20 protein-coding genes are annotated in these 25,909 nt (G+C 50.0%); 16 read left to right on the top strand and 4 right to left on the bottom strand.

What is annotated here, in order from left to right; genetic code table 11:
- The first annotated feature begins 7 nt into the window (after positions 1 to 7).
- The 16 genes from VSQ62_RS23800 to VSQ62_RS23725 all read left to right on the top strand — a co-directional run bounded on the left by VSQ62_RS23800 (position 8) and on the right by VSQ62_RS23725 (position 20,150).
- Positions 8 to 1,270 (top strand): sensor domain-containing diguanylate cyclase, encoded by a 1,263-nt coding sequence (locus tag VSQ62_RS23800; RefSeq protein WP_334637197.1) that lies wholly within the window; start codon positions 8 to 10, stop codon positions 1,268 to 1,270.
- A gap of 375 nt (positions 1,271 to 1,645) precedes the next feature.
- A complete protein-coding gene (locus tag VSQ62_RS23795) occupies positions 1,646 to 2,968 on the top strand; it encodes an amidohydrolase family protein (RefSeq protein ID WP_334637196.1) in 1,323 nt (440 codons plus the stop codon).
- A gap of 2 nt (positions 2,969 to 2,970) precedes the next feature.
- Positions 2,971 to 5,295, top strand: coding sequence for a xanthine dehydrogenase family protein molybdopterin-binding subunit (locus VSQ62_RS23790; protein WP_334637195.1), 2,325 nt, complete (start codon positions 2,971 to 2,973; stop codon positions 5,293 to 5,295).
- A gap of 14 nt (positions 5,296 to 5,309) precedes the next feature.
- The gene (locus VSQ62_RS23785; RefSeq protein ID WP_334637194.1) at positions 5,310 to 6,188 is read left to right on the top strand and encodes an FAD binding domain-containing protein; all 879 of its coding nucleotides are present in this window, start codon (positions 5,310 to 5,312) and stop codon (positions 6,186 to 6,188) included.
- 42 nt (positions 6,189 to 6,230) lie between these two features.
- Entirely contained in the window at positions 6,231 to 6,722 is a 492-nt protein-coding gene (locus tag VSQ62_RS23780) for a (2Fe-2S)-binding protein (protein WP_334637192.1), read from the top strand.
- Between the two features lie 44 nt (positions 6,723 to 6,766).
- Entirely contained in the window at positions 6,767 to 7,963 is a 1,197-nt protein-coding gene (locus tag VSQ62_RS23775) for a 4Fe-4S binding protein (RefSeq protein ID WP_334637191.1), read from the top strand.
- Positions 7,964 to 7,991: 28 nt separating this feature from the next.
- The gene (locus VSQ62_RS23770; protein WP_502957783.1) at positions 7,992 to 9,176 is read left to right on the top strand and encodes a YgeY family selenium metabolism-linked hydrolase; all 1,185 of its coding nucleotides are present in this window, start codon (positions 7,992 to 7,994) and stop codon (positions 9,174 to 9,176) included.
- Between the two features lie 288 nt (positions 9,177 to 9,464).
- On the top strand, positions 9,465 to 10,391 hold the full coding sequence (locus VSQ62_RS23765; RefSeq protein ID WP_334637190.1) for a dipeptidase: 927 nt from the start codon (positions 9,465 to 9,467) through the stop codon (positions 10,389 to 10,391).
- A 4-nt stretch (positions 10,392 to 10,395) separates the two neighbouring features.
- Positions 10,396 to 11,757: a dihydropyrimidinase gene (gene hydA / locus VSQ62_RS23760; RefSeq protein WP_334637188.1), complete on the top strand. Its 1,362-nt coding sequence runs from the start codon at positions 10,396 to 10,398 to the stop codon at positions 11,755 to 11,757.
- A 313-nt stretch (positions 11,758 to 12,070) separates the two neighbouring features.
- Positions 12,071 to 13,456: a uracil-xanthine permease family protein gene (locus VSQ62_RS23755; protein ID WP_334637764.1), complete on the top strand. Its 1,386-nt coding sequence runs from the start codon at positions 12,071 to 12,073 to the stop codon at positions 13,454 to 13,456.
- Positions 13,457 to 13,487: 31 nt separating this feature from the next.
- Complete coding sequence (locus VSQ62_RS23750) at positions 13,488 to 14,894, top strand: amidohydrolase family protein (RefSeq protein ID WP_334637186.1); 1,407 nt, start codon at positions 13,488 to 13,490, stop codon at positions 14,892 to 14,894.
- A 141-nt stretch (positions 14,895 to 15,035) separates the two neighbouring features.
- Complete coding sequence (locus tag VSQ62_RS23745; protein ID WP_334637184.1) at positions 15,036 to 16,376, top strand: uracil-xanthine permease family protein; 1,341 nt, start codon at positions 15,036 to 15,038, stop codon at positions 16,374 to 16,376.
- 27 nt (positions 16,377 to 16,403) lie between these two features.
- Complete coding sequence (locus VSQ62_RS23740; RefSeq protein WP_334637183.1) at positions 16,404 to 16,898, top strand: (2Fe-2S)-binding protein; 495 nt, start codon at positions 16,404 to 16,406, stop codon at positions 16,896 to 16,898.
- A complete protein-coding gene (locus tag VSQ62_RS23735) occupies positions 16,888 to 19,161 on the top strand; it encodes a xanthine dehydrogenase family protein molybdopterin-binding subunit (protein ID WP_334637182.1) in 2,274 nt (757 codons plus the stop codon). Before VSQ62_RS23740 ends, VSQ62_RS23735 begins: the two co-directional genes overlap by 11 nt.
- Positions 19,162 to 19,252: 91 nt before the next feature.
- Positions 19,253 to 19,873: a flavodoxin family protein gene (locus tag VSQ62_RS23730; protein WP_334637181.1), complete on the top strand. Its 621-nt coding sequence runs from the start codon at positions 19,253 to 19,255 to the stop codon at positions 19,871 to 19,873.
- A gap of 91 nt (positions 19,874 to 19,964) precedes the next feature.
- A complete protein-coding gene (locus VSQ62_RS23725) occupies positions 19,965 to 20,150 on the top strand; it encodes a hypothetical protein (RefSeq protein WP_334637180.1) in 186 nt (61 codons plus the stop codon).
- A gap of 709 nt (positions 20,151 to 20,859) precedes the next feature.
- Here VSQ62_RS23725 and VSQ62_RS23720 read toward each other — a convergent pair.
- From VSQ62_RS23720 to VSQ62_RS23705, 4 genes are all read right to left on the bottom strand, one after another.
- On the bottom strand, positions 20,860 to 21,060 hold the full coding sequence (locus VSQ62_RS23720; RefSeq protein ID WP_334637179.1) for a hypothetical protein: 201 nt from the start codon (positions 21,058 to 21,060) through the stop codon (positions 20,860 to 20,862).
- Between the two features lie 466 nt (positions 21,061 to 21,526).
- Positions 21,527 to 23,431: an ABC transporter ATP-binding protein gene (locus VSQ62_RS23715; RefSeq protein ID WP_334637178.1), complete on the bottom strand. Its 1,905-nt coding sequence runs from the start codon at positions 23,429 to 23,431 to the stop codon at positions 21,527 to 21,529.
- A gap of 2 nt (positions 23,432 to 23,433) precedes the next feature.
- Positions 23,434 to 25,182 carry an ABC transporter ATP-binding protein gene (locus VSQ62_RS23710; protein ID WP_334637177.1) on the bottom strand — a complete coding sequence of 583 codons (1,749 nt, stop codon included), beginning with the start codon at positions 25,180 to 25,182 and terminating at the stop codon, positions 23,434 to 23,436.
- Complete coding sequence (locus VSQ62_RS23705) at positions 25,160 to 25,654, bottom strand: MarR family winged helix-turn-helix transcriptional regulator (protein WP_334637176.1); 495 nt, start codon at positions 25,652 to 25,654, stop codon at positions 25,160 to 25,162. Before VSQ62_RS23705 ends, VSQ62_RS23710 begins: the two co-directional genes overlap by 23 nt.
- Positions 25,655 to 25,909: the final 255 nt, after the last annotated feature.

Genomic DNA, 25,909 nt, shown 5'->3' with positions numbered 1-25,909 from the left:
ATGTGGAATGGGAACAGATGCGAATAAGAATTGTGAGCTTTTGTTTGAATATTTGAGAGGGATATTATACGATTCGTGGATAGAACAGCTTGAAGTCGGTGAACTCAGCGAACCTTACCGGGATCTGGGACGCGGACTGCAGTACATGCAGAATGCAGTAAATGAGTTGGTCACATATTCTGCGGAACTTTCAAAAGGGAATCTGTCGGTAGAATTTCCGAAAGAATATAATTTCTTGTGTGAGAATCTTAAGAACCTGCATGCGAACCTGAATCATCTCACATGGCAGGCGCAGCAGGTCACGAAGGGAGATTATTCTCAGCACGTAGCTTTCCTGGGAGAATTCTCCGATGCGTTTAACGAGATGACGAGGCAGCTTAAGGATCGGGAGGAACAGCTTAAGGAAGCGGCGGAGAAGGCGGAGCGCCGGGCGGAGATGATCGAGGGTTACAACGAACTCCTGGTGGAGATGCTGAGCAAACGCAAGGAATGGCTGCTTGTTGTGGACAGAGATACCAGCGAGATCATATACTGCAATAAGAAAAAGCAGGTGGGAGTCATAGAAGATACCTTCTGTCAGACCTGCAAGAGGCGTCTTTCTTTCCAGTCGGAGCTTCTGAATTGGAGAAGCCATGAGCAGTATCAGGTGTGGGAGATGGAAGGTGAAGCGGATACATTTTACCGTGTGACGTCTTTCCAGATGGAGTGGAAGGAACGGTCTTCCTACGTGCATGTTGTGGTAGATATCACGGATGAGAAGCGCAACGCCCGTAATATGACCAGCAAGGCTTACCATGATCCGCTGACGGGGACAAAGAACCGTCTGTTCTTTGAAGAATATATGGGGATCGTTCTGCGTGACGAGTTGGAGGCGACGCTCTGCTATCTGCAGTTAGACGGGTTGGAATATGTGAATGAGACGTTCGGCCATGATGTGGGAGATGAATATATCCAGAAGTTCGTGGAGATCGTCAAGAAGAATTTCCGAGGCGGCGATACATTTACACGAATTGACGGAGATGAATTCTGCGTGATTCTTTCCGGTAATATGGCTGAGCTGATTAACCGTAAGCTTGCCGAGATCATGAGGGAATTCCAGGAGGAGGTCTACGCGAAATATCAGTGCAGCTTCAGCTATGGCGTCCTGGAGGTTAAGGGCAAGGAGAATAAGATGACGGTGGCAGATATCCTTGAGATGGCGGATGATGTGCTATATGAGTGCCGGAATAAGAATCGTGTCAAGTATCCTGCCATATTCTCTGAACATTAGGAGGGATTGCAGGAAGCGCAGATACAGCGGATGTGCCAATTGCCCGTCGGATATTTTCGGCAATATTTCCTGAGAAGTTATAAAGTAAAAGATAATATTATAAAAATTTTACAAAAATATATTGACAAATATAAAACAATGATATAATATATAGAAAAAGTTAATAAAGAACGAACTCACAGAGAAGTTTGCCGACCTTTCACAAAGGCCGGAAGCCTTCTCTTTTTTTCATCAATTTTTGACAAGAAAAGTCAGAGCTATAAAGTCAGGCACTCGAAGAAGAGTTTGGCAACCTTTCACAAAGGTTGCTGGGCTCTTTTTTTTTCAAAGAAAAAGCTAACAGAAAGATCTATTTGTTAAGAAAGGAGAAAGAAGATGTCTGCAACAGTGATCAAAGGTGCATTTTTAATGACCCAAGAAGGGCTTAAGAAGGACTATGGATTGAGAATGGAGGAGGGCAGGATCGTACAGATCGCCGAGAGTGGCAGGCTTCTGGTAAATGAAGCGGATGAATTGATAGATTTACCGGACCAGATCATCCTGCCGGGGTTCGTCAACGGACACAACCACATGTACGGCTTCCTCTCCCATGGGATCACGGCGGAAGCGATGGTAACAGAGTTTGAAAGCTTCCTGGATGATTTCTGGTGGCCTTATGTAGAGGACCGGCTGAACCACGAGTTAGTGGAAGCGACGTCCAGGTGGGCGTGTGCGGAAATGATCGACAGCGGCGTGACTTCATTTGTGGATATCCTGGAAGGACCCAATGCGATCCCGGGAGCGTTGGAGGTAGAGAAGAAGGTCGTGGAAGAAGCCGGGCTTCGGGGGCGCTTATCCTTTGAGGCATGTGAGAGAAAAAGCAAAGAAAACGGACAGGAAGGCTTGCGTGAGAATATAGAATTTGTGAAGAAGTATAACCGGGAGGGCGGACTGGTACAGGGAATCAACAGTATACATACTCTGTTTACCTGCTCCAAGGAATTTGTAAAGCAGGCGAAGGAATTATCGCAGGAGAACCACTGTATGATCCATATGCACTTAAGCGAGAGCGTATTCGAACCGGAGTGGTGCCGGAAAGAATACGGCAAGACGCCGGTTGAGATCTATGAGGAACTCGGATATCTGGATGAGAATGTTCTGGCCTCCCAGGTAGTGCAGGCAACAGACGCGGAGCTCGATATTCTGGCGAAGCATCAGGTAAAAGCAGTGTCCATGCCGCTGTCCAACTGCGAGGTCGGAGGAGGGTTCGCACCGGTAACGAAGATGCTTGACAGAGGAATGACGGTAGGGCTTGGTACGGACGGTTACGTTAATAACTTCTTCGAAGTCATGCGGGGCGCGTTCCTGATGCACAAGGCGAACCAGCAGGATCCCCAGGTGATGCCGGCGAAGACAGTGTACGAGATGGCGACGTCCATGGGTGCGCAGGCGATCGGCCTTACAGACGCGGGAGTATTGAAGGAAGGCAATCTTGCGGATGTGATCACCGTTAGTCTGGAACAGCCGACTCCGGTAAATGAGAAGAATGTGTACGACCAGTTGGTGTTATTTACCAATCCGCAGAATGTGAAGAATGTATTCGTCGGCGGAAGGCAGCTTAAGAAAGACGGTATGATGCTGACGGTCGACGCGGCTGCGGCAAAAGAAAAACTGAGGGAAGTGACCCGGCAATTTTGGCAGGTGAATGAAAGGAAATAGTCATGAATCAGGTGAAGGAAGAGAATTATAATGTGATCCGCAGATCCAAGCCAAGGATCGACGGTGTGGAAAAGGTATCAGGAAGAGCGCTCTATGCGGCTGATCTGTATATGGAAGGGATGCTCTATGCGGGAGTGTTAAGAAGCCCATATTCCAGTGCGAGGGTGACAAGGATCAATACAGATAAGGCGAAGGCGATAGAAGGCGTCGAGGCGGTGGTGACATTCGCCGATCTTCGCAAGACAAAGAGCTGGGCAGGGTACATGTACCTGACAGACCGTATCCGCTATGCCGGAGACTGTGTGGCAATGGTGGCGGCAAAGAGCAAATCGCTGGTAGAGGATGCTCTGGAAGCGATCGAAGTAGAATACGAGGAACTCCCGGGAGTGTATACCATCGACGACGCATTGGAAGAGGGAGCGCCGCTGGTGCACGAGGAGTATGAGAAGAACATCTTCAAGGATTCTCTGTTTCACATCCGCAAGGGTGATATAGAGAAAGGCTTTGAACAGGCGGACGTGATACTCGAGCGGGAATACAGGACCCAGTATATCGAGCATTCTTACATAGAGCCGGAAGCGGTGCTTGCATACATGGATCCCAACAGCGGGCTGATGACGGTGCAGGCGTCGGCGCAGAATCCGTTCTTTACCAGACGGTATGTGTCTGACATTCTTGGGATCCCGCTGAATAAGGTCCGTATGATACAGGCAATCTTAGGAGGGACCTTCGGAGGCAAGGAGGAAGGAATCGGTCTTGTGACGGCAAGGGCGGCATATCTCGCCTATCAGACGAAGAGACCGGTCAAGTTCGTATTTTCAAGAGAGGATTCGTTCCTGGAGAGCTCCAAGCGGCATCCGTTCCGTCTGCGCTATAAGATCGGAGCTACCAAAGAGGGCAGGATCGTGGCGTTTGAAGGAGAGCAGGTAGACAACTGCGGCGCATATAATAATCAGACACAGTTCATGAACTGGCGTGCCAATGTACATTCCTCAGGCCCTTACGAGATCGAGAATATCAAGACGGATACATACGGTGTATTTACGAATAACATCCACTCCGGCGCCATGAGAGGGTACAGCTCTCCGTCGCTGATCTTCGGACAGGAGCAGCTGATCGAAGAGCTTGCCGAGGAGCTTGGCATGGATGAAGTGGAGCTTAGAAGGATCAACTGCTTAAAGGACGGTTCCGTAACGGCTACGGGTATTCCGGTAGAGTATGTCATCCTCCAGGACGTGATGGACGATACGGTAGAGCGGACAGATTATATCAGGAAGCATGCGGAATATAAGCAGCAGCCGGATACCAGGTTCCGCAAGGGAATCGGACTTGCAATCTGCTACCGCGGCTGCGGGCTTGGTGCAGAGTCCCCGGATGCGTCGGGCTGTATGATGATCGTCAACGAGGACGGCAGCGTCAGCATCGCCTCCGGTCTTGCGGAGAACGGACAGGGGCTTAAGACGGCGTATGCTCAGATCGCAGCGGAGGCGCTGGGAGTTCATTACGAGGATATCCAGTTCCCGCAGCTTGATTCTTTCGCGATCGCGGACAGCGGTATGACGGTTGCGTCGAGAGGGACGGTCATGGGCGCTCAGTCTGTGCGGAAGGCAGGGGAGAAGCTTAAGAAGGTCATGATAAAGAATGCATTGGAGCTTCGGTCATTCTCTCTGGAAGGCACGGATCTTACCTATGAGCAGCTCACAGAGGAAGATATAGATCTGAAGGACGCGGTGTTCTTCCTGAAAGATCATCCCGAGATCACGGTTCCGTTCACGTCTGTGACGGGCGCATGTATCTGGACGGGCAAGCAGATGGCGGCTTATGAGTGGTTTATGCCGGAAGATCTGCCGCAGGATCACGAGACCGGGCAGGGTAAGGCGTTCCCGACCTTCGCATACGGATGTGTGATCGCAGAGGTCGAAGTGGATATGAGGACCGGATATGTGGATCTTAAGAAGGTGACGGCAAGCCATGATGTAGGCAGAGCCATCAATCCTGCGCTGATCAAGGGACAGATCTACGGCGGTATCGTGATGGGCCAGGGCTACGGAATCATGGAGGATGTTGCTCCGAAGAACGGCCGGGTGAAGAACCGGAACTTTGATTCCTATATCCTGCCTACATCAATGGATGCGCCCGAGATGGATGTACAGATCTTCGAGTCAGGCGATCCGGCAGGAACTTACGGGGCGAAGAGTATCGGAGAGCCGGCGACGGAAGCGGTTGCGGCAGCGATCGCCAACGCGGTTTACAATGCGACGGGCAGACGGATCCGGGAGAATCCCTGTGATCTGGAGACGGTACTGTTAGGGAAGAAGCTTAGATAGAAAGGAAAACGCATATGTTTAAATATGATTATTATAGAGCGGAAACGCCAGATGAGGTGTGTGAGGTGCTTGCCAGATATCAGGGAAAAGCGCGTATTGTAGCCGGCGGTACGGATATCATGGTACAGATTCGAGAGAAAGATAAGCGATGGAAAGAATTGGAATGTCTCCTGGATCTGTCTTTTCTCGAAGATGAGCTTCGGTATATCAGGGAAGAGGGAGATCAGATCCATATCGGGGCGCTTACGACCCATACGGACCTGGAGCGGTCAGAAGTGATAAAAAGATGGATCCCATTTCTCGGGAAAGCGGCGTCTACCGTAGGTTCTCCGCAGATTCGGAACCGCGGAACCATCGGAGGAAGTATCTGCAATGCGTCCCCGGCGGCGGATCCGCTGACGCCTCTGATCGCACTGGACGCTTGGACGGTGATCAGAGGAAGAGACGGGGAGCGTGTGGTCACGCTTAAGGATTTCTACACAGGACAGGGCAAGGTCGGCCTCAAAGAAGATGAGTTCGTGAAAGAATTTACCATCAGGAAGCTTCCTGAGGGTACGGTCACAGGATTCGCCAAGCTTGGAAGAAGGAAGGCTCTCGCGATATCCAGACTGAATGTTTCAGCGGCGTTAAGGCTTGACGAAGAGGGAAGGATAGACTTCGCACGGATCGCTCCGGGCTGTATATTCAGCACGCCGGACCGGGTAGAGACGGCAGAGAATATATTAATAGGAAGAAAACCGTCAGAAGAACTGTGGAGGGAAGCAGGGAAGGCGGTATCGGAAGAGATGATCAGGCGCACCGGAATCCGCTGGTCTACGGAATACAAGCAGCCGGCGGTGGAGGCCATCGTAGAGGACGCGCTTACAGAGTGTTGCGGCAGCCAATTTGCATAAGAAACTTGCATAAGAAACTGACCATATAATCGGAGGATCAAGATGAAGAAAATAGAAGTGAATTTCATCATAAATAAAAAACCGGTAACGGTAGAGGCATATCCGAACGAAAGGCTTCTGGATGTGCTCAGGGATACTCTTAAGCTTACAGGAACCAAGGAAGGCTGCGCCGTTGGAGAATGCGGGGCCTGTACGGTCATCCTGGACGGGAAGGCAGTAACTTCCTGTCTGGTGCCGATCGGTTCCGTGGAAGGAAGAGAAGTCATAACGATTGAAGGCGTGGGAGCAGACGGGAAGCTGGATCCGATCCAGGAAGCGATCCTTGAAAATCATGCGCTGCAATGCGGATTCTGCACACCGGGATTCGTGATGAGCGCCAAGGCGTTGTTAGACGAGAACCCGGATGCCACCAAAGAAGAGATCCGAAGGGCGATCTCAGGGAATCTGTGCCGGTGTACGGGCTATGAGCAGCTTACCGTTGCGATCTATGAGGCGGCGCAGCAGTTGAAGGAAGCACACAGAGAACAGATTTAAAATATAAGCAGATTACATGCAGAGAATAGAAAGGAGAAACGAGCATGTTTGAGAAAGAGAAAGTGACAGGGGCAGATATCGGAATAGAATTCTGCGGTTATAAGCTTCAGAGTCCATATATCCTGTCATCAGGACCGCTTACTTACGGAGCGGAGGGTATGATCAAGGGCTTCAAGGCAGGCTGCGGAGCGGTGGTTACGAAGACCATCCGCAAGTCAGCGGCGATCAATCCGGTCCATCACATGGGAACGGTAAATAATGACTCCCTGATCAACTGTGAGAAATGGGCGGACAGCGACAGGCAGCAGTGGTATGAGAAGGAGATCCCGGAGACGGTGAAGGCGGGAGCAATCGTGATCGCAAGCGTCGGCCATACGCTTGAAGAGGCGCAGGAGATCGTCGGCGAGGTAGAGAAGGCGGGAGCGCACATCATTGAGCTAGTATCCTATACGGAGGATACGCTGATCCCTATGCTGGATTACACGAAGGCGCATGTGAAGATCCCGGTGATCTGCAAGCTGAGCGGCAACTGGCCTGACCCGGTGGGAACGGCGAAGAAGTGCCTGGAGCACGGAGCAGACGGCTTATGTGCCATCGACTCCATCGGGCCGACGCTTAAGATCGACATCGAGAAGGCACGCCCGGAGATGATGAGCGCAGACGGCTACGGCTGGATGACGGGAGCGGCTATGAGGCCCATCTCCATGCGCATCAATGCCGAGATCGCCCGCAATCATCCAGAGCTTAAGAACCTGTACGCATCCGGCGGCGTGATGAGCGCGGACAATGCCATTGAATACATGATGGCGGGAGCCATGGGCGCGGGCATCTGTACGGTAGGAATCCTTAAGGGAGTCGAGTATGTGGAGAAGCTGTGCTATGACCTCTCGAAGAGACTGGCAGAGCTTGGCTATCACTCCATCGAAGAAGTGAACCGTGCGGCGCTTCCGAATTTCCCGAAGAAGGAGTATGTGAGCAAGTTAGATTTTGCATTTGAGCCATATAAAGAGGATGGGAAGAAGAAATGTATCTCCTGCGGCAAATGTGTGGCTGCATGCTGTTATGATGCCAGAACCTTATCCTTCCCTGAGATGCATGTGGATCTTGAGAAATGCCGTTTCTGCGGATTGTGTCTGGATGTCTGTCCGACAGGAGCGCTCACGGGGAAACGTGCCGCGCAGACAGAGGAAGATCTGGAGCTTGAGAGGAAATCAATCGAATTCTACAATTCATTTAACTAATGATACATAAAGTAAGGAGGAAATCAATATGCTTAGCAAGGAAAGAGAAGAGAAGCTGGTCGCATTTTGCCAAAAGATGATCCAGGCAAAGAGCTACAGCGGCCACGAAAACAAGGTGGTAGAGGAGATGAAGCAGTTCTGTGACCAGGAAGGCTTCACAGACGTACATGTGGATAAGTATGGGAACTGTATCTGCCATATCAAGGGCAAACAGCCCGGACCGAAGATCCTGTTCGACGGACACATGGACACCGTTCCGGTACCGGATGAGAGTGCATGGGAGCACGATCCGTTCGGGGCAGAGATCATAGACGGGAAGATGTACGGAAGAGGAACTTCTGATATGAAGGGAGCTCTGTCCTCCATGATGGCAGCGGCAATCTACTATGCGAAGGACTGTGATTATAATTTCCCCGGTGATATCTATGTGGCAGGCGTTGTACACGAGGAGTGCTTCGAGGGAGTTGCGGCAAGAGAGATCAGCGCTTATGTGAAGCCGGATTACGTGGTAATTGGAGAGGCTTCTCAGTTAAATATCAAGATCGGCCAGAGAGGCCGCGGGGAGCTTAAGGTTGAGACCTTCGGCGTGCCGGCGCATTCTGCCAACCCGGAGAAGGGCGTGAATGCCGTATACAAGATGTGCAAGGTGATCGAGGCGATCCAGGGGCTTAAGCCGACCAATCATCCGGTACTTGGAGACGGGATCTTAGAGCTTGTGGATATCAAGTCCTCACCGTATCCGGGGGCTTCCGTAGTGCCGGATTACTGCCGGGCAACCTATGACAGACGCCTTCTGGTAGGAGAGACGAAGGAGAGCGTGCTTGCACCGATCCAGGAGCTGCTGGATCAGATGATGAAGGAAGATTCCGCGCTAAAGGCGAAGGTGTCCTTCGTGGAGATGGAAGAAGAGTGCTATACCGGCAATAAGATCAGCAGCGAGAGATTCTTCCCGGGCTGGTTGTATGATGAGAACGAGCCGTTTGTGCAGGATGTGTATAAGGAGATGAAAGCGCTTGGGCTGAATCCGACGATCACGAATTATAACTTCTGTACGAACGGAAGCCACTATGCGGGCGAGGCAGGAATCAAGACGCTTGGTATCGGGCCTTCTAAGGAGAATCTTGCGCATACCATCAATGAATATATTGAGATTGAGCAGCTTGTGAAGGTGACAGAGAGCTATTACGGAGTGATGAAGGCGCTGCTTAAGTAGGTATATTTGGGCGTTCGGGTGGAAGAGGGTTGCAATGGGGACGGCCGTTCGGAGATGTCCGTCCTCACGCGGACTGGGCAACGCTTCGCTGAACTAACAGCTAACTTCGACTAAGGCATTCAGGAAAGCCTTCATGCCTAAGTCTCCGTAAGCCGTGGATTTCATCTGCGCTAAAGACGCCCTGGAATGTCCGCTTAGAGGACGGACATCTCCGAACGGCCTGTATATTACAAATGGATTCCAGCCGAACGGGCATAAATGTTTATATTATTGAAAAGGGGTGGTAGTTTGCAGCTTTTTGATTTGCATTGTGATTCGATCGTTAACTATAAGAAAGAACAATCTGATTTCTTGTGTGAGAAAACGCAGTTTTCGCTGAAGGAGCTTGATAAGTTTAGGAGGCTGTGTCAGACGATGGCGGTTTTCATTCCTGATGATGTCAGGGGTGAAGAGGCGGTTCAGTATTTCCGTGATCATAAGGAATATCTGGATATGCTTCTTAGGAAGCAGAGTGAGATGGCGGAGTTGGTATGTACGCCGGGGGATATTGAACGGATCACTGCGGAAGGCAGATGTGCGGTGATACTGGCGGTTGAGAGCGGCGCGGCTCTTGCGGGATCTCTTGATAATGTGGACTATCTTGCGGCAAACGGCGTTAAGATGATGACGCTTGTGTGGAACGGGCCGAATGAGCTTGGCAGCGGGCAGAAGACCGATCAGGGGCTTACTCCTTTTGGGCGGCAGGCTGTGAAGCGGATGGAAGAGGCGGGGATCATCGTAGATGTCTCCCACCTGAATGACAGAGGGTTCGGGGAACTGTGCGAAATCGCCGGGAAGCCGTTTATCGCGACCCACTCCAATCTTCGTTCCGTATGTTCTCATAAGAGGAATCTGACGGAGGAGCAGTTCAAGGAGATGATTAACCGCAAGGGACTGGTAGGCGTGAATCTGTATGAGCAGTTCTTGGCGGACGACCATAAGGGAGACTTAGACAGCATATACCGGCATGTAAGCCGGATGCTGGAGCTTGGCGGCGAAGATATTATCGCCTGCGGAAGTGATTTTGACGGTGCGGATATAGACGAGACACTGGATACCCCGGTCAAATTCGCCCGCTCTGCAGAGTATCTTCTCACAAGGGGAATCTCTGAGAGAATCATAGATAAGATGTTTTTTGAGAATGCATTGGATTTCTTTAAAAAGAACTTGAGGTAGCAAAATGCTGATTAAGAATGGGATCATTGTAACAGAAGACGGACGCTTTGAAGGCGGCTTGCGTATAAGAGACGGGAAGATCACGGCAGTCGGGACAGAATTAGAACCGGAAGGAGAAGAAGAAGTCCTGGATGCAGAAGGGGCCTATATCCTGCCGGGAGGCGTGGATGTGCATACGCATATTGATATGCCTGCCGGAGAATGTATGACGTCGGATGATTATCTGACCGGGACGCGGGCTGCTGTTATGGGAGGAACCACGACCGTTATGGACTTTCCGGAGTATGACGAGGGGGAGACTCTAATGGACGGCCTGAATTGCTGGCGTAAGAAATCAGAAGGACGGGCATACTGTGATTATGGGTTCCATATGACCGTGTCAGGATGGGACGAAGGCATGAAGGAGCAGCTTGTCCGCATGAAGGAGCAGGGTATTACTTCTTTCAAAGCCTATACGGCATATCAGGACGGTATCGGAGTGTATGACGAACAGCTCTTTGGGATTCTTCAGGAGATGAAGGAACTGGATACATTGCTGTGCGTGCACTGTGAGAACGGTGATGTGTTAAGGCGCCTGCAGCGGCAGTTAAGAGAAGAGAACGCATCCGATATCAGGAATCATCCCAAGTCCCGGCCGAATCTGACGGAGAAGGAAGCAGTATCGAGGGTGATCGACTTCGCAGCTATGGCGGACGTACCGGTCTATATCGTGCATGTCAGCACGAAGGAAGCGGCTGAGGTCATTAGGCAGGCCAAACAAAGAGGTCAGAGAGTTTATGCCGAGACCTGTCCGCAATATCTGCTCCTGGACGAGAGCCTATACGATCTGCCCGGATTCGAGAGCGCCAAATATGTGCTCTCACCGCCGCTTCGGACGAAAGCCGATCAGGAGGCGCTCTGGAAGGCGCTTGCGGATGGTACGATCGACGCAGTCTCCACGGATCATTGTTCCTTCCGGTTTCATGGGCAGAAGGACCTGGGGAAAGAGGATTTCACAAGGATTCCAAACGGAACCCCGGGAATAGAGACACGTATGGAACTGATGCTGGAATACGGAAGCAGGAGAGGGATACCTCTGGAGAAATTAGTAAGTCTTCTGTGTACAGAACCGGCAAGGCTCTTCGGTCTTCATCCTGTAAAAGGGACGATAAGGGCGGGAGGCGATGCGGATCTGGTCATCGTGAGGGGAGATGCACCTCACAGGATCAGTGCCGGAACGCTGTGTCAGGATGTAGATTATACGCCGTTTGAAGGATTTGAGGTTACTTATCAGATACAGGATGTATTTGTGAAGGGTATACAGGCTAAGAGAAAAGGAGAGTGGGTAATGGAGAAGCCGGAGGGAAGATTCTTATTCTGCCGGTAAGAGACGAAAAAGACGAAAAGAGAAGATATGAAGAGTTCGGCATGAGGGCATGGCCCCTTGTGAGGCGGTTGGCTTTCACTGACTTTAGTCAACCACTTAAGCATGTGTTCCGAACGGGAGGGAAGATGCATTCTCTACATGTACGCAGGATATTAATATTTGTATTGTGACATTAGAAGATATTAGAACCGGATGCCGTGCGGGTATCCTGCGGGGCACTACGAAGTCAGTCGTTGGAGACTGTCCGAAAGCAGTTTCGAGCAGTCTTAAGAACGGGAAGAAGCCCCCGTTCGGACAAAATGGAAGGGTAAAAATGAAAACGAATACTTCAGAAAGTACTTCAAGAAGCACCGCTATTTATGAATTGGATGGCAGACCGCCTATTACGCAGGCATTTCCGCTGGGATTGCAGCAATTGCTTGCGATGTTTGTGGGAAATATCGTTCCCATGCTACTGGTATCAGGGACAGCAGGACTTTCAACGGCCGAATCAACCCTGTTGTTGCAATGTTCACTTTTAGGTGCGGGTGTAGCAACCCTGATCCAGGCATTTCCGATCAAATTCGGGAAGGTTCAGATCGGTTCGGGTCTGCCGGTTATGATGGGATTAACGTATACGTTTCTTCCTATCTGTATTTCAGTATCGGTCAATTACGGGCTGGCAGCTCTGTTCGGAGCACAGTTGATCGGAGGATTGGTGTCGATCATCATAGGATTCGCGCTTCCGAAGGTGCGCAGGTTCTTCCCGCCGATCGTGACGGGTACGATCATCGTATCCATCGGTGTCTCCTGTTTCCCGACAGCGGCGTATAATCTGGCGGGAGGCCAGGGATCGCCGGATACGGGTCTGGCATATAACTGGATCATCGGCGGGATCGTTATCGTGGCGATCATGCTTTGCTCTGGATTCGGTAAAGGCCTTGTAAACGCGGCGGCGATCCTGATCGGTATGGTGGCAGGTTATCTGGTCTCTGTTGTGTGGGGGATCGTGGATTTTACTCCTGTGGCGGAGGCGGCATGGTTCTCTCTTCCGAAGCCGATGGCGTTCGGATTGGAATTCCATATGGATTTCGCTGTTGTATTCATACTGCTGTTCTTCATCAACGCGGTAGAGATGACGGGAGATTTTACAGTATCGGCGACAGGCGGACTGAACAGACAGCCTAAGAATTCCGAGCTGCAGGGAGGTATCATAGGGAATTCGGTTGCCTGCATCTTCTCATCTTTCTTCAATTGTTTTGCAACCGGAACCTACAGCCAGTGCTCAGGAATCGTGGCTCTGACCAAGGTGTGCAGCAGATTCGTCATGGGATGCGCGGCGGTGACCCTTGTGGTTGCGGCATTCTGCCCGAAGCTGTCGGCGCTGTTGTCTACCATACCAAACTGCGTGATCGGCGGAGCGACGATCGTGGTATTCTCTATGATCGCACTGTCCGGCATGAGCCTTGTATCAAGGAGCAGATTCACAAGCCGCAGCATGCTGCTGTGCGGAACATCACTGGCGCTTGGCCTTGGGATCTCCTTTGCAAAGGATACATTGGCAGGCGCGGGAGAATATGTGCAGATGTTCTTCGGTGAGTCCAGTATCATCCTGGTAGCCGGAACAGCGCTTATATTGAACATTCTGCTTCCGAAGGACGGAGTGGATAAAGTAGTAGAAGAGGAGATGCTTGCGGAGATCAGGCAGGCAGCAGATTAAGAAATAGATAATAAAAACGGAGGATATACGAATGATTGATCATTTACTGAAAAACGGAATTATTGTAACTGTAAATAAGGAAAGAGAGATCTTATATCATGGAGCGATCGCGATCCAGGGAAATAAGATCGTAGATATCGGAGACAGCGACGCGCTGGAGAAGAAATACACGGATGTGGCAGAGGTTACAGATCTTGACGGCAAGGTAGTGTTCCCGGGATTCATCAATACGCACAACCATCTGTTCCAGACACTCCTTAAGGGGCTTGGAGATGATATGGTATTGAAGGACTGGCTGGCAACTATGACCTTCCCGGCAGCGACAAATCTCACAAGAGAGGATTGTTATCTCGGCGCAATGCTTGGTTGTATGGAAGGGCTTCACAGCGGTATCACCACAATGGTAGATTACATGTATCCGCATAACCGTGCAGGACTGTGCGACGGTATCATCGATGCATACAAGGAACTTGGAATCCGCGGTATCCTGGGAAGAGGATGTATGGATTCAGCAGAGAACTTCGGCGTGCATCCGGGAATCATGCAGCAGAAGGATGTTGTGGAGGAGGATGTAAGAAGGTTGTTCGAGACCTACCACAATTCCGAGGACGGAAGGATCAAGATCTGGGTGGCTCCGGCCGCTATGTGGTCCAATTCCAGGGAAATGCTTGAGATGCTGTGGAAGGTGACGAATGAATACAAGTCCGGTTTCACAGTACATATCTCAGAGACAGAGTTCGACAGAGAGGCTACCAAGGCGCTCCATGGATTATACGACGCACCGCTCTTAGAGGAGCTTGGCATCGTAGGTCCGAACGTACTGATGGTACATTGCTGTTATCTGACCGACGAAGATATGGATATGGCGCAGAAATACGACATCAAGGTTTCTCACAACGTATGCTCCAATCAGTATTTGTCTTCCGGAGTAGCGCGGGTACCGGAGATGCTGGAGAGAGGCATCAATGTGAGCCTTGGCGTAGACGGCGCGGCGAGCAACAACGCTCAGGATATGGTAGAGCTGATGAAGTTCACAGCGCTGCAGCATAAGGTTGCGACGAAGAATCCGCTGGCGATCTCCGCAGAGAAGGTCCTGGAGCTTGCAACCATCGACGGAGCGCGTGCAGTAGGCCTTGAAAATGAGATCGGCTCTCTGGAGACAGGCAAGAAGGCAGACCTGGTGATCTTCGATCCGTTGGAATGCCCGAAGGCGATCCCGATGCACAATCCGGTATCTACGCTGGTATATTCTTCTTCGCTTAAGAACATTACAGGCGTGATGGTAGACGGACAGGTGATCGTAAAAGACGGAATCATCGTCCGCGTGAAGGATGAGAAGGAAGTATACCGTTCCGTACAGAGATGCGCGGAAGACCTGTGCGTGCGCGGCAATATCACGAACCGCAGAGAAGGACATAAGTGGAACAGCGTATATTAATATGATACATCTGTGCAGCGGTAATTTTGAGCAGCCCTTTTAGCCGCTGCACATTCAGAGAGGAATACTCCCGCAGTCTGAGTACGGAGACTGACAGGTGCATGGCAGCAAAGATCTGCGGGAGAAAAGAGGAGAAATAATATGGCAAATAATATAAATACAGATAATTCCTTATTTACATATGAAGGAAAGCCGTCTGTTGCGAGAATCATCCCAATCTCGCTTCAGCATGTTATGGCAATGTTCGTCGGTACGGTCACAGTGCCGATGGTGGTGGCAAATGCATGCGGAGTTTCAGATGCCGAGCGTCAGCTTCTTATTCAGTTCGCGCTCTTAATGGCGGGGATCAGTACCTTGATTCAATTGTATCCGATCAAGATGTTTGGTGCAAGAGTACCCACCGTATTCAGCGTAGGCTTCACGTTCGTGCCTACCCTTACAGCCATCGGTGCGCAGTACGGATTATCCGGTGTGTTCGGGGCACAGATCATAGCGGGGATCGTGACCTTGATCATGGGATTCGGAATCAAGTATATCAGGAAGTTCTTCCCGCCGTTTGTGACAGGGACGATCATCCTTGCGATCGGACTGTCCCTCTACCCGATCGCCATTAAGTATATGGCAGGCGGGGAAGGAAGCGAAGGCTTTGGTTCACTCCAGAACTGGATCATTGCAGGCGTAACGTTGATAACGGTTATTATCTGTAATATGTGCTGTACAGGATATGTTCAGCTTGCGGGAATCGTGATCGGTGTAGTGGTAGGATATGCGGTATCTCTGTTTATGGGAAATATTGATTTCAGCGGTATTGTGGACGCCGGCTGGCTTACCATTCCGGTACCGTTCCGGTTCGGGATCAGCTTCTCGCCGACAGCGGTAGTCGCAATTGTCCTTCTTACGGTGGTCAATGTCATGCAGACCGTAGGCGATATCACAGGAACGACTGTGGGAGGCTATGGCCGCGAGCCTAAGAGCGAGGAACTCTCAGGCGGTATCCTGGCATCCGGCGTGGTTACTCTGTTGGGGGCCTGCTTCGGAGGACTGCCGGTATCTACATACAGCCAGAATGTGGGAATCGTATCTATGACGAAGGTGGTAAACCGCAGAGTGATCGGAGCAGCAGCAGGATTCATGCTGATCCTTGGACTGGTTCCGAAGTTCAGCGCGCTGATGTCTACAATGCCAAAGGCAGTGATCGGAGGAGCGACGGTTATCGTATTCGGTATGATCACCATTACCGGAGTCCGTCTTATGAAGGAGGACCTGTCATTCCGGAACGGAACCATCGCCGGCTTGTCCCTTGCCCTTGGACTTGGGGCTTCTATGGCGCCGGCGGCGATAAGCGGATTCCCGGAGGGAATGCACATGTTCCTGACAGAGCCGATCCTGGTATCAGGACTTATGGCTCTTGTATTGAATCTTGTGGTTCCTAAGGATCCAGAGGATGAAGCGCAGGCAGATATGGAAGCACAGACTGAATAAATATTGAGAAGTTAAAGGATAGAAGCGATGAAAAATATAAAATTTGAAATAAATGGAGAATGGAAACAACTGGAAATCCAGGAATCATGGTCGCTGCTATATATTATTCGTGAGGTGCTGGGGCTTACAGGGACCAAATGCGGCTGCCAGGACAGTTGTCTGGACGGCGGCTGCGGCGCCTGTGTCGTGATCGTAGACGGCGAGGCGAAGCGTTCCTGCAGGATCAAGGGATGTACGCTTGAAGGAGCCAGGGTTTTGACGATCGAGGGTGTGGCGGACGGAGAGAGGCTGCACCCGATACAGCAGGCATTTATTGATGCGGGAGCCGTGCAGTGCGGCTTCTGCACCCCCGGAATGGTCATGAGGGCGAAGGCGCTCCTGGATAAGAATTTATCGCCGACCGAAGAAGAGGTACGCCAGGCGCTTTCCGGGCATATCTGCCGGTGCGGAGGTTTTCAGAAGATCGTGGACGCGATTATTTTAGCGGCGGAAAGAATGCGGGGTGAATCAGATGAAAGGTAATGAGTTCAGAGAGATCGGGAAGAGAGTTCCCATCCGTGACGCTGCATCGAAGGTTACCGGAAGGAAAATATATGTGGGTGATATGAAGCTTCCGGGCATGCTGTATGCGAAAGTCTTGTTCAGTCCCAAGGCACATGCGCGAATCAAGAGTATCGATACCAGCCGGGCAGAGAGTCTGCCGGGCGTACGTGCAGTTGCGACCTATAAGAATACGCCGCAGACCAGGTTCAACAGCGCGCTGCGGTTTATTGAGCATAAGATTCCGAATACGGAGAGAATCTTCGACGATACGGTTCGTTTTGTCGGGGACCGTGTGGCGGCGGTAGCGGCGGATACCCTGGAGATCGCCCAGGAAGCGGTGAAGCTGATCCAGGTGGAATACGAAGAGCTTCCGGTCATGATGACGGTGGAGGAGGCGATCAAGGAGGATGCATATCCGATCCACGAGGGCGGCAACATCGTAGGACAGGCACATGTAGAAACCGGGGATGTGGATAAGGCATTGGAGGAGTGCGACTATGTATTTGAGGATCGTTTTACCACACAGCCGATCCACCACGCGGCGGTCGAGCCTCATGTGGCGATCGCAGACTGGAGCTATGACGACAAGCTGACGATCTACAGCCCGTCCCAGAATACATTCGGATTCCGGGTGATCTTAAGCCAGATATTCAATCTCCCGTATAACCGGATCCGTATGTCGGCGCCTGCCATCGGAGGCGCATTCGGGGGCAAGCTTGAGATGACGGTGGAACCGGTGGCGGCAGTGCTCTCTAAGATGACGCGCCGTCCGGTAAAGCTTGAATATACCCGAAGGGAGTGTATCTTCGGAACCCGTGTACGCCACGGTTCTATTGCCTGCATTAAGACAGGATTCATGAAAGACGGCAGAATCCATGCGGTAGATATGAAGTTCTACAATGATACCGGCGCTTACGCCACCAGTGCGCTGAACGTATCCGGCGCAATGTCCCATAAGGTATTCAAGGCCTATAAGATTGAAAATATGCGTTTTCATGTGAATCCGGTGTATACCAATACGATTGTAGCGGGAGCGATGCGGGGATATGGTTCGCCTCAGGCGTATTTCGGCCTGGAGCGTCAGATCAACAAGATCGCGAACTTCCTTCATATGGATCCGGCATGGCTTCAGGAGATCAATATGGTAGATCCAGACAGTCTGGATCCCTGCTTCCATAAGCCGCACGGCAACCCGAGACCGAAGGATTGCTTAAGAAGAGCCAAAGAGCTTATCCATTATGAGGATATCTGTAAGGAACAGGAAGAATCCAGGGACGGACGCTATCGGATCGGCGTAGGGGTAGCGCTGGGTGTCCACGGCAATAACTGCTTCGGCGCGCACCGCGACGTCACGACACTGATGCTGAAGATGAACGAAGACGGAACCTGTATCCTGTACAGCGGTTCCCATGATATGGGAAATGATAACGTGGGGATGCAGAAACAGGTGGTGTCCGAAGTGCTGGGAATCCCGCTTGATAAGATCGATACGGTAGAGGCAGATACGGACGCCTGTCTGTGGCATCTGGGCGACTATGCCAGCCGCGGTACATACGTGGTCGGAATGGCTGCCAAGAAGGCAGCGGAATCCATGAAGAAGGAGCTTCAGAAGGAAGCTTCAGACCTTCTTGAGATAGACCCTGAGCAGGTAGAACTGTATGACGACAGGGCGTGGGACAGCACGCAGGAAGGAAGATCTGTATCCATCGCTGAGGTGATGCTTCACTGTCAGAGAGACAGTATGCGGGAACTGTGCTGCTCGGAGACTCATCCGGCGCCGAGAGGCCCAAGCTCTTACGGAGTCCATATCGCGAAGGTGCAGGTGGACACAGAGACGGGCAAGACCAAAGTCTTAGAATACTCTGCGGTACAGGATGTGGGAAGAGTGATCAATCCCCTGGCGTTGGAAGGACAGCTTGCAGGAGCGATCCATATGGGGCTTGGTTATGGTCTGTCAGAGAACATCACCTATGATGCAGAAGGGAATCCGCAGGAGACATGCTTTAAGCAGTATCATCTTTTGAACGCATGCGATATGCCGAAGCTCTATATGGACTTTGTTGCGGAAGGCGAAGGAGAGCCGGGAGGTCCGTACGGGGCCAAGAGCCTTGGCGAGTGTCCGGTAGTACCGTGCGCTCCGGCAGTTGTCAATGCCATCTGCAATGCGATCGGCGCTGAGATCGACTCTCTGCCGGCGGACCCGGAGGCAGTGTTGCATGCTCTGGGTAGGACAACCGACTGATTAGCGAAGTGCAGATTGAGAACCGGTTCTCCGAGTGGGAGACATTGACATATGAAGAAAATATACATATGAACAAAATGGAGGAATAACCATGGTTAAGATATTAGGAATATGCGGAAGTCCCAGAAGAAAATCTTCTTATACAGCCCTTAGTGCAGCGCTTAAGGAGGCGGAAGCCCAGGGTGATGTGCAGACAGAACTGGTGGAGCTTCGTGCCAGAAAGATGCAGCCCTGTGTTCACTGCAACAAATGTCTGCGTGACGAATCAGACCGCTGTACGGTATTTACAGATGACATGACAGAGTTATATGACAAATTCTACGAGGCGGACGGTATCATTATTGCCTCACCGGTATATGAGATGAGCGTTACCGCACAGTTATCCACATTCTTCAGCAGATTCCGCTCCGCATGGATGATCAGTGTGAAGGATCCGTATTTCTTTACGAAGAAGGTGGGAGCTGCTATCGCGGTAGGCGGAACCAGGAACGGAGGACAGGAATTCACACTCCAGACGATCGTTAATTTCTATAACACGCAGGGAATGACGATCTGCAACGGCGGTTCCGGTGTCTATTCCGGCGCGGCTCTGTGGAGCCCGGGGGACGGGTCTCAGACGATGGAAGATGAGATCGGTATGGAAAATGCGGGAAACCTTGGCAAGAAGATGGCGGTCATGACGAAGATCATGAAATATACGGATGTGATCTGATATAACGGAAATAAAAGCTTTACACCACATTTGCCGGTTGATATAATGAAAGCATCAAAGTAAACGGCACTTATAAAAAGGTGGTGAAGTTATGACTGAAAAAGAGATGATGAAAATATCAGTAGAAGAATTTGCAAGAGTCCAAAAATATATGCTTTTAATTGATAATAAGGATTCAGCAGTTTATAAAGAAATCCGGGGACGCTATATTGAGTTAAAAGTTATTCTGACGGCGTCAGGAATTAATCTTGCTGAACTTGATGTGATTAAAGAATAATGATTATAAGGTGCAAAGTCTCTATCTCAGTATGGGCTTTACACCTTTTCTTTTTGCCGTGAGAGCTGCTGTAAAAACTGAAAAATATAATTAAAATAATAAATATACATACAACAAAAGAAAAATTGACAAAATTACAAAAAATATATTGACAAATAAAGACAAGTGTGATATTTTATATTTAACAAATAACAAAACTGCATTACAAGACAGACGCGAGCTGTAAGTAATGAATTGTTATTTACCATCAGCACAAGTGTTGAGAGAAGATTCCTGAGAGAAGGCGCTGAATATCAGGAGTCGAAGAGTTTATGAAAAGGAGGTACGGACCGCCAAGAACTTAAACTTTTTCACAAAATACCAGTATCGGGCAGTGAATTGGTAGAGCATCAAGGAACTGGAACCGAAGAAGAAAGAGGTAAAAAAAGAATGATTGAAGGATCAGAGTAAAGGCGGATATCAATGAAGAGATTGGTATCCGTCTTTACATGTTGTTTATAGATAATTCATAGTTTTAACATAGCGTTCAAGAAGTTCGTCTGTGTCTGTAATTCCTTGTTCCAGTACGGCGCGGTAAACGTAACAGTTCAGATACCTTCACTGTTACAGGCATCCGGCCATTAAAAATCGCTTCGCGATGGGCCGTATGCTTTCAGGCTCTACTCTATGACACGGTCAGCGCAGTGAATGCGCAGACCTGTCTGAACTGTTACCGGTAAACATCCATACTGGAATATTGATAGAAGCCATACAGCCCGCGTTTTAAGAGCTCCTGTTTTATACCTATGATAAATCTGCCGATTGACATAGCATGGTTTTCGATATCAATGTCGAGATCATTCCATGCCATCATATCCATAGAATAACTGCCAATAATGTAAGGTGTGCCTATCTGGTATAGCTGTGCCATAGTCCCATCCCGTATAATATTTTACAAATAGACTTGTGATTTCTTTTTGCCTATCGGTAAATAATATGGTATAATTTTTTTGTTGCTCACCGACACCCGCAACAGGGAGGAGGTGTCAATGTTGGAATTTCTTACATCTTTTTTACTCGCCGTTCTGGGCGGTGTAGCTTGCCACTACATCATCAAATGGTTAGACGGTGACGACAAGGGCAACAGTTAGCCTAGTGGGTGCTTTGCCACTATAAAAGAAAAGAAGAATCCTTCGACTGTATTGCAGTACGGTCGAGGGATTCATTTCTTCGTCAACGTGGACTTCTTACATCTTTTTGCCTATAGGCATTATAGCATATGCAGAAATCTTTTTCAATATACTTTTGATGCTCTAAAAATTTATCATTATCTGGCATCAAACAAGATACATATTCTTATCTGATATCAATCAATATCGACAAAAACATAAGATATATTAAGCACTGATCGCATTCCCGGTATACAATTGATAATATTTCCCTTTCTCTTCGATCAACTGTTCATGCGTTCCCCTCTCAATGATCCGTCCCTGTTCCAGCACCATGATACAATCTGAATTGCGCACTGTCGACAGCCTATGGGCGATCACAAAGGTAGTCCTGCCATTCATCAGCTTATCCATACCGTCCTGTACGATCCGTTCGGTTCTGGTATCGATAGAGCTTGTCGCTTCATCCAGGATCAGCACCGGTGGATCAGCTACCGCGGCGCGGGCGATCGCAAGAAGCTGTCTCTGTCCCTGGCTTAGGTTTGCTCCGTCACCGGTCAGCATGGTGTCATACCCATTGGGAAGCCTTCGGATGAATCCGTCCGCATTGGCAAGCTTTGCCGCTGCGATCACTTCCTCGTCCGTCGCATCTAATTTGCCGAAACGGATATTTTCCATCACGGTTCCGGTGAACAGATGGGTATCCTGGAGTACGATACCAAGAGAACGGCGCAGGTCGGATTTTCTGATCTTGTTGATGTTGATGCCGTCGTAGCGGATCTTCCCGTCTTGAATATCGTAGAATCGGTTGATCAGGTTCGTGATCGTTGTCTTGCCGGCGCCGGTAGAGCCGACGAATGCGATCTTCTGTCCCGGTTCGGCGAAGAGTTTCACGTCATGGAGTACGATCTTGTCGTTGTTATAACCAAAATCTACTCCGTTGAATACCACATCACCCCGTACTTCTACATAGTCGATACTGCCGTCCGCCTGGTGGGTATGCTTCCAAGCCCATCTTCCGGTTCGCGTGTCGCTCTCTGTCAAATGTCCGTTCTCCTCAACAGCATTGACCAGCGTCACATATCCCTGATCCTGCTCTGCCTCCTCATCCAACATCTCAAAGACACGCTGCGCCCCGGCCATCGCCATCACCACCGCATTCAACTGCTGGCTTACCTGATTGATCGGCATGCTGAAGCTCTTATTGAAGGTCAGGAAGCTTGCAAGCCCGCCAAGGGTGAATCCGCCCACATGGTTCAGGGCAAGCGCTCCGCCTACGATCGCACAGACTACATAGCTGATATTGCCGAGCTGTGCGGTGATCGGCCCTAAGAGATTGGCATAGGTATTGGCGCGGTCTGCACTGACATACAGACGGTCGTTCAGTTCCTTGAAGGATTTCTTGTTCTCTTCTTCGTGGCAGAATACCTTCACCACCTTCTGGCCGTTCATCATCTCTTCGATATATCCATTGACTGCTCCTAAGTTCGCCTGCTGTTCTAAGAAGTATTTGCCGCTTCGTCCGGCGGCAGCCTTGGAGCTTAAGATCATAACGGCAACCATCAGAAGTGTTACTGCTGTCAGCGGTATATTTAAGATCAGCATACTGATGAACACGCTGACGATAGTGATGGCGCTGCTGACTACCTGCGGAATACTCTGGCTGATCATCTGGCGCAGGGTATCTATATCGTTGGTATAGACAGACATAATATCCCCATGGGCATGGGTGTCAAAATACTTGATGGGAAGCCGTTCCATATGCGCAAACAGATCATCCCGAAGGGATCTTAATGTCCCCTGAGTCACATTTACCATGATCCGGTTGTACGCATAAGTAGCGATGATCCCTACACCGTAGAATGCTGCGACCCTTGCGATCGCACGGGTCAGCGGTGTGAAATCCGGCGTATCCGTCAGAAGAAACGGTGTAATATAATCGTCGATCAGATTCTTCATAAACATAGTGCCCTGTACACTTGCGATCACGCTTATGAATATCAGCGCGATCACAGCTATGTAATGAAGCTTATAATACTGGAACACATAGCCCATCAGTCTTTTAAATATCTTCATGGGGTTTTTCACCTGAGGCTTTACTCCTCTCGGCCCCCTGTTCATTGGTCCCGGCATATCTATTCACCTGCCTTCTCATCAAAATCTCCGCCGCCGTTGGTCTGCGATTCATAGACCTCGCGGTAAATGGCATTTTCCGCAAGTAGCTCTTCATGGGTTCCGAAACCGTCCACACAGCCTTCTTCCATCACGATAATGCGGTCGGCATCCTTGACGCTTGTGATCCGCTGGGCAATAATAAGCTTTGTCGTGTCCGGGATCTCTTCGCAAAAGGCCTTGCGGATCTTTGCGTCCGTAGCCGTATCCACCGCGCTGGTACTGTCGTCTAAGATCAGGATCTTCGGCTTTTTAAGGAGCGCTCTTGCAATACAGAGCCGTTGTCTCTGGCCGCCGGATACATTGCTTCCGCCCTGTTCGATGTAGGTTTCATACCCGTTTGGAAGCTGCCGGATGAATTCATCCGCACACGCCTGGCGGCATGCTTCCCGGCACATTTCCTCCGTGGCATTTTCGTCGCCCCATCTGAGATTATCAAGAATAGAGCCGGAGAACAGTACATTGTTCTGAAGCACTACAGACACCTGATTTCGCAAAGCCTCCATGTCATATTCCTTTACATTGCGTCCTCCGACAAGAATCTCTCCGTCCGTCACATCGTAGAGACGGCTGATCAGGTTCACAAGACTGGTCTTGGCGCTTCCGGTCCCGCCGATGATTCCGATCACTTCCCCGGAGCAGATCTTAAGATTGATATCCTTAAGGACCGGCCGCTCACTGTCCTTGCGGTATGCAAAATCCACGTGGCGAAATTCGATACTTCCGTCTGTCACTTCATAGATCGGTTCGGACGGATTCTTAATATCACTGGTCTCGCCGAGTACCTCTGAGATACGCCTGATACTCGCCGTACTCATGGATATCATAACGAACACCATAGACAGCATCATCAGACTCATGAGGATGTTCATACAGTAGGCAAGCAGGCTCATCAGCTCTCCCGTGGTCAGCGAAGAGGATACGATCATCTTCGCTCCGATCCAACTGATCAGAAGGATACAGCTATAGACTGTGAACTGCATAAGCGGCGCGTTATATACCAGATTGCATTCTGCCTTCATGAATATCCGGTAAATGTTCTCGCTTGCCTTCTTGAACTTGCCGGTCTCCTGTTCTTCACGGACATATGCCTTGACTACGCGGATCGCAGAGACATTCTCCTGGACAGATGCGTTCAGGTCGTCGTATTTGGGAAATGCCTGCTGAAAATACTGAGTCGCATGGCGCATGATCAGCATCAGCAGAATTCCAAGGATCACTACGGCTGCAAGATAGATATTGGACAGCCGTGCGTTGATGCGGAACGCCATGATCATGGCGCACAGAAGGCTTGCCGGCGCCCGGGTAAACATGCGCAGGGTCATCTGGTAAGCATTCTGTACATTGGTCACATCCGTTGTGAGACGCGTTACCAGGCCTGCCGTGCTGTACTTATCGATGTTGGCAAATGAAAATGTCTGGATGTGGTTGAACATCGTCTCGCGAAGGTTCTTCGCCAGTCCGGCGGAAGCCTTCGCGCCGTATCGCCCTCCCGCGATTCCGGCAAGCAGCCCGATAGCAGCCGCCGCAACCATGATGCCGCCGACCTTGTAGATATGTCCAAGGTCCCCTGCGTTAACGCCGTCGTCTATGATCGAAGCCATCAGAAAAGGGATCGTCATCTCCATCAGTACCTCCAGTATCATGAACAGCGGCGTCGCAATCGAAGCTCTCTTATATTCTTTTACTTCACTCAATAAAGTTCGGATCATCAAATTCCTCCTTTCTGCCGTCAGAGCATATCTGTTTCGTAAGATTCCTCTTTAATTTCTCAATCACAGAGTAGAATACGTATAACTCCTCGTCTGTGATCCCGTCCACCAGCCTGGTATCAAGACTCTCGACCAGATCTTCAAGCATCTCCTGATTGCGGATTCCCTTTTCCGTCAATACCACTTTCTTAAGCCTGGCGTCGTGTTCTACGGATTCCCGGGCGATATATCCCTTTCGCTCCATCAACTGTATAATGTTCGTGACGGTAGACCTGCCAATGGAAAAATACTGCTCGATATCCTTCTGAAATACATCCTTGTCTTGATTGGTATACAGGTAACGGATGATCCATCCGTGCATCAGCGTGACCTCGTCGATTCCCGCCGCCCTTACATGGGCCTGCATATTCCTGCCCAGCATGTGGTCAAGTCTCCGTATCTCAAAACCTATCTTTTCTTCCCGCCTTTTCATATGGCCTCCTAATGTTCGAATGCGAATTGTTCTCTGTAAAACTGTTCGATACAAAACATATTTTAGCGGAATAAAATGGAAGTGTCAAGAGTGATTTGAAAAAAGGGGAACATGTATTTTTGCAAAGAGATAGCTATGGCTATTTTTAGTGCCTAAGAGAGAAAAGTCAAAATTGGTAGCTTTTAATTATTTTGAAATGTAGATTGTAAACAGTTGAAAATTTTTTTGAATTTTCATATAATAAAGAAAAATGTC

The organism is Sporofaciens sp. JLR.KK001 (assembly GCF_036941055.1).
Lineage (GTDB): Bacteria > Bacillota > Clostridia > Lachnospirales > Lachnospiraceae > Sporofaciens.
The sequence above is the reverse complement of the archived record's forward strand: the minus strand, read 5'-3'. Positions and strand labels throughout refer to the sequence as shown.